Below are 5,913 nucleotides of genomic sequence, written 5' to 3' on the forward strand. Positions count from 1 at the left end.
AGTAAACTCGGTCAGGAATCTGAAATAGATTATCCGGTCGAGCCGGATAATGACATAAATTCAAGCCGGAGTATGACATAGGGTAAAGCCCCAGAATGACAAAAAAGACACTTTTTAGACATCCCCCTTATTTTTAAGCATAGTTACTATGTTTGCCCAACGGACTGGGTGTGTTTTTGCAGAAAGTATAGTAAAATTAACAGAAGTATGCTATTATATAGTTAAAAACATACTTTTGGAGGTGTTGCTATGACAAATACAGCTCTTGTTCAGATAAAAGTAGATTCAGAAACAAAAACAGATGTTACAAGTATTTATGAATCGCTTGGCTTGGATTTGCCTACTGCGGTCAGGATTTTTTTCAAAAAAAGCATTGCAGTAGGCGGACTTCCATTTGAGTTAAGGAATGATTCTCGTTCTGAAAGATGGAACATCTACAAAGACGCAAGAGATTCAATTAAGAAGAACAATGTCCCTGAAATGTCTCTTGACGAAATCAATGCTGAAATCTCTGCTGCAAGGTCAGGCTTGTAAATGAAAAGAAAGTATGTTGTTATTGATACAAATGTTCTTGTTTCAGCTTTGATAACTCGAAATGAAAGCTCTCCAACTGTGAGAATTTTGCGTTTTCTTGCAAATGGAAATATTGTTCCTGTTTATTCCGATGAAATTATCAAAGAATACAATGAAGTTTTAAGAAGAGATAAATTCAAGCTTTCAGAAAGCATAATCATAAATCTTTTGAAAGATGTTATGGACAATGGCTTGAAAATTACAGAATTTGTAGAATCAAATGAAACAATGCCCGACCCAAAGGATGTTGTTTTTTATATAGTAACATTATCGGCGCAAGACAAGGATGCTTTTCTTGTAACAGGGAATGGAAAGCATTTTCCTGAAAAATCATTTATTGTAACACCGTCAGAATTGGTTGAAATTCTAAAAGAAGAAATCGCCTGACAAAAAGTTCAAAACCGATTTTTATTTTCAGACTTGCCCTGCAATGTTTACGCAGTAAACTCGGTCAGGAATCTGGAATAGATTATCCGGTCGAGCCGGATAATGACATAAATTCGAGCCAGATAATGATATAAATTCAAGCCGGAGTATGACATAGGGTCAAGCCCCAGAATGACAAAAAAGATAGTTTTACTTTCTGTCATAAAAACAAAAGGAATACTTCCTAAGACCCGTAGCGATACTTCCTAAGAGGCTGAGTAATACTTCCTAAGACCCTAAGGAATACTCTCTAAGGGCCTTAGGAATACTTACTTCAGGTCTTAGGGATATTCACTTCAGGTCTTAGGAATACTCACTTCAGGAGTTAGGAAGTATTCCTTCAGTTTTTAGATGCTAAAATACAAGAAAATTGTTAGATTTTCCAAATTAGCACGGCAACTATAACAGCGAATTTCCTTGTTCCGCTGAAAATCCCAGGGCAAACGCATTATAAATAATTTAAGTAAAGTTTGCGCGAAGGAACGGTTTCTGGGGCAAAAACACTCTGATTGCTGCGACCGCGTGAGCGGGCAATTCTATAGTTACTTTGCAACAATCAGAGGATGTCCAATAAGCTCTGAATGTCATTGCTGAACAATTTCTAAATGATTGTAATATATGCATTTAGAATTTCGGGTCAAGTCTATAAAAGCCTATGAATGACAAAAAAGATACTTATTGGACATCCCCATTATTGCGCGATTTTGAACCAGAAAACCGTGTCTGGGAGCCAGTTTTATGCTGAATACATTTATAATGCGTTTGCCCTGCTGAAAATCCTTCCGAATATAGGCAAAAATCAATTTATGTGCTAAAATCTGCAAATTGAATTTTATGCGGCACACACCAGTGTCGAAGATGAGGTTTTTATGGCAAAAGAAAAAGATGTGCATGCTTGCACTTTGGACAAAATCATCAGTCTTTGCAAGAGAAGAGGATTTGTTTATCAGGCTTCTGAAATTTACGGCGGAATGGCTGGCGCATGGGATTACGGTCCTCTTGGCGTTGAATTCAAGCGCAACATTCAGAACGAATGGTGGCATTACATGACTCAGCTTCATGATGATGTTGTTGGTCTTGATTCAGCTATTTTTCAGCATCACACAACTTGGGAAGCTTCCGGCCATGTAGGGCATTTTTCTGATCCGATGATTGACTGCACAGAATGCAAGGCCAGATTCCGCGCTGATCAGCTTATTGAAGATTATTTTGACAAGACTGGCGAAACTCCTTCAAAGCCGGTTGATACAATGAGCCATGAAGAAATGAAGGCTTTTATTGATGAAAAGATTAACTGCCCGACTTGCGGAAAGCATTCTTGGACTGATGTGCGTGAATTTAACTTGATGTTCAAAACTCATCAGGGACCTGTTGCCACAGAAGCTTCTTTGGTTTATCTTCGCCCGGAAACTTGCCAGGGAATTTTTACAGACTTCAAGAATATTGTTCAGTCAAACAGAATGAAAATTCCGTTCGGAGTTGCCCAGGTTGGAAAGTCGTTCCGCAATGAAATTATCTTCAAGAATTTTATTTTCCGCACTTGTGAATTCGAGCAGATGGAAATGGAATATTTCTGCAAGCCAGGAACAGAAGATGAAACTTTTGCGCGCTGGAGAAAAGACCGCTGGAATTTCTATTTGAAATACGGAATTGCAGAAGACCATCTTAACTGGCATCACCACGACAAGCTTGCCCACTACGCAAAGGACGCTTACGATATTCAGTACAAGTTCCCGATTGGTTTTGAGGAAATTGAAGGAATTCATAGCCGCACAGACTTTGACCTTTCTCAGCACGAGCAGTACTCAAAGAAAGATATGCACTACATCGATCAGGACGACGCAAACAAACGCTACATTCCTTATGTTGTTGAAACTTCCGCTGGACTTAACAGAAACTTCCTTATGTTCCTTTGTGAAGCTTACGAAGAGCAGAATGTTGCAAAAGAAGGCGAGAGCGAAGACTTTAGAACAGTTCTTCATCTTGATCCTCGTCTTGCGCCTGTTACTGTTGCGGTTCTTCCTTTGATGAAAAAAGACGGACTTGCAGAAAAGGCAAAAGAAATTCAGCATATCTTAAAAGAAGATTTTGTTACTGATTATGACCAGAGCGGAACAATAGGAAAACGCTACAGACGCCAGGACGAAATTGGTACTCCATTCTGTGTTACAGTAGACCATGACACGCTTGATTCTTCCAGCGCGGATTTCAATACTGTTACAGTGCGTTTCCGTGACTCAATGGAACAAAAGAGAGTTCCTCTTGACGATTTGATTCCTTTCATTCAAAAGGAAATAAAATCTTATGTTCCTGTAAAACGCTAACAGTTTAACTGTCATTTGTCATTGCCGAACTTGATTCGGCAATCTACATTTGCTAGATTCTCCGAGCAAGCCGGAGAATGACAATTGTCGTGGCACATGAATGACAGTTAGTAGTTGTATTGGCAAAATTCGTCATTAGACTTATTTAAGGCTGGTTGCAAGTTATGGAATACGTTGCTCTTGGAAAAACAAATCTTCTAGTTAGCCGCACTGGTTTTGGCGCGGAAAGTCTTGACTGCAAGGAAATCGAAAGTTTCGGTGAAGATGCGGATGAAAAGGCTTGCGCTATTGTTCATCAGGCTTATGCTGGCGGAATGAATTTTTTTGATACTTCGCATTCCAAGCCAGTCTGTGAAAAACGTCTTGGAGCTGCCTTGCATGGAATCAGGCATAACGTGATTCTTGCGACAAAAACTTCTGGCCAGGACTTGCATGAAATCCGCCGCGATTTAGATGAAAGCCTTATGTCTTTGGAAAGCGACACTCTTGATTTGTTTCAGCTTGAAAATCCGCTTATTGTTCCAAAGAAAAACGGCATGGACGGAATTTACAATGAGCTTTTGTCTTTAAAAGAAAAGGGAATTGTTAAGCATATTGGAATTGCAACAGAAAACTACGATATTGCAAAAGAGGCTATTGAAAGCGGACTTTACGAAGTTGTTCAGTTTCCGTTCAGCATGATTTCGCCAGATTCAGTGAAGGCTCTTGTAAAATTGTGCCAGGAAAAGGAAGTTGGCTGCATTGCTTCCCAGCCATTGAACGGTGGAGTTGTAAACGACATTCCTTTGGCTTTTGGTTTTTTGCATCAGTTTGAAAATGTTGTTCCTGTTTGGGGAACTCATACTCAAGAAGAGCTTCAGCAGATTCTTTTTTTTAACGACCATCCGCCAGTTGTTGACAAGTCTTTTAAAGAAGAAGTGCAAAAGGTTCAAAGTTTTTTCAACTGATTGAATTTTACAAAGTGTCGCCAAGAGCTTTTCGCAAATCAGCGGACTCTTCTTTATTCATTGTGCGCACAATTTTTATTGCGTTGTCATCTGTCTGAATCCTTTTTGGAGTTCCGTCTGGATTTACGCTTCCCACAATTTGAACAATAGGATTTTTAGGGCTTGTAGGAGAAACATCAACAACTTGTCCGACTCTTCCGTTTGAAAGAAAAACAAATGCTCCGATTGGAAAAAGCGAAATGCTGTACAAAAGCGCTTTGATTACAGTTTCATCATAAAGATGGTTGCTGTTCTTTAGCATTTCAATCATGCCTTCATAAGTTGTTCTTGCTTCTCTAAAATTTCTTGGAGCTGTAATTGCTTCAAATGAGCAAGCAACGCCGATTATTTTTCCGTAGAGTGAAATATTGTTTTTTAAAAGATGCCTTGGGTAGCCAGTTCCATTTTCACGCTCGTGGTGATCCAAAACTCCCAGTTGAATTGTAAGCGGAAGTCCTGCGTTTCTTACAATATTATACCCGATTACAGTATGAGTCTGCATCTGCGCTTTTTCTGAATGGCTAAGCGGATTATTGTTCATGTAAAGCTGCGGCGGAAGTCTTATCTGTCCTATTTCATGCAGAATACTTGCAACTCCAAGTTCAATAAGTTTTTCATAAGGCATTCTTATTTGCAGTCCGATTATGATTGCAAAAATTGCAGTTCTAAGGCTGTGGCTTATTAAAAAATTTTTATTTCTTGCTTCATAGCTTGGTGAAATTCTAAGCAGAAATTTTTTATTTTCTCTTACAAAGTTGCAAAGCTCAAGCACTTTTCCATTTAGTTCAGGCAATGAAATTATTTTTTGAGTTGCATATTTTGTGTAGACGTAATTTATAAATTCCATGAATTTGTCATAGGCGTTTTGAGATTCTAAAAGCTTTCTGTTGTCTTCTTCTTTTGAAATAGAAACTGGCTCTGAAGAAAAATTAAAAGGCTGCTGTTGCGCGGACTGCTGATTTGCATTTGCTGAAAAATTTTGATAGGCGTTTTGCATTTGCGCAGCTGGATTCTGAAAAACTGGCGTTGGGTTTGGCTGCTGAAAAATCTGCTGAGGTTGGACTTGTGGCTGGGCTTTTTTTTCTGGCTCTGGAGTTTCCGAAGTGAATTCTGAAAGGTCTACTTCTTCGCTTGTTTTAAATTTTTCAGGAATCTGCTCTTCTGGAACAGATTCTTCTTCATCTGTAAATTCTGAAAGATCTACTGATTCTGTTTCTCCAAGTGAAATTTGCTTATGTTCTGTTTTTTCTGGATTTTTATCTTCTTCAATTTTGGAAAGAGTTTTTTCATCTTCGCTGTAGACTTCAAGAAATCCCCACTTCTTTAAACATGAAAGCGCTTCTGCTGTTACTGAGCAAGGCGGAGTTGTCAGCAAAAAAAGAGAGTCAAGCATTACATCTGAGTTGAAATGTGTGTCAGGTTTTATTTCTGCAACTTTGTATTTGACCATAAATCTTTCCTATTCATTTTATTATCGGCAGAATTTTAGAAAAGTTAATATGGGGTATCTATAAAAACTGGTCATGCAATGTTATTTTACCCTTAATTTCGAGTTTTATAATTTAATGTCATTATCGGGCTTGCCCCTGCGATGTTTCTGAAAG

5 protein-coding genes are annotated in these 5,913 nt (G+C 38.6%); 4 read left to right on the top strand and 1 reads right to left on the bottom strand.

Translation table 11 applies throughout. The features are described 5' to 3' along the window. The first annotated feature begins 249 nt into the window (after positions 1–249). The 4 genes from B3209_RS07475 to B3209_RS07490 all read left to right on the top strand — a co-directional run bounded on the left by B3209_RS07475 (position 250) and on the right by B3209_RS07490 (position 4,270). On the top strand, positions 250–534 hold the full coding sequence (locus B3209_RS07475; RefSeq protein ID WP_296690317.1) for a type II toxin-antitoxin system RelB/DinJ family antitoxin: 285 nt from the start codon (positions 250–252) through the stop codon (positions 532–534). Next, the gene (locus B3209_RS07480) at positions 535–960 is read left to right on the top strand and encodes a putative toxin-antitoxin system toxin component, PIN family (RefSeq protein WP_296690319.1); all 426 of its coding nucleotides are present in this window, start codon (positions 535–537) and stop codon (positions 958–960) included. A gap of 908 nt (positions 961–1,868) precedes the next feature. Beyond that, positions 1,869–3,323 (top strand): glycine--tRNA ligase, encoded by a 1,455-nt coding sequence (locus tag B3209_RS07485; RefSeq protein ID WP_296090111.1) that lies wholly within the window; start codon positions 1,869–1,871, stop codon positions 3,321–3,323. 164 nt (positions 3,324–3,487) lie between these two features. Continuing rightward, positions 3,488–4,270, top strand: a complete 783-nt coding sequence (locus tag B3209_RS07490) for an aldo/keto reductase (RefSeq protein ID WP_296690321.1) — start codon at positions 3,488–3,490, stop codon at positions 4,268–4,270. A gap of 7 nt (positions 4,271–4,277) precedes the next feature. Here B3209_RS07490 and B3209_RS07495 read toward each other — a convergent pair whose 3' ends face one another. Then, a complete protein-coding gene (locus B3209_RS07495) occupies positions 4,278–5,759 on the bottom strand; it encodes an HD-GYP domain-containing protein (RefSeq protein WP_296690323.1) in 1,482 nt (493 codons plus the stop codon). Positions 5,760–5,913: the final 154 nt, after the last annotated feature.

This window comes from Treponema sp. UBA6852, assembly GCA_002449305.1.
In the GTDB taxonomy this organism is placed as follows: domain Bacteria; phylum Spirochaetota; class Spirochaetia; order Treponematales; family Treponemataceae; genus Treponema_D.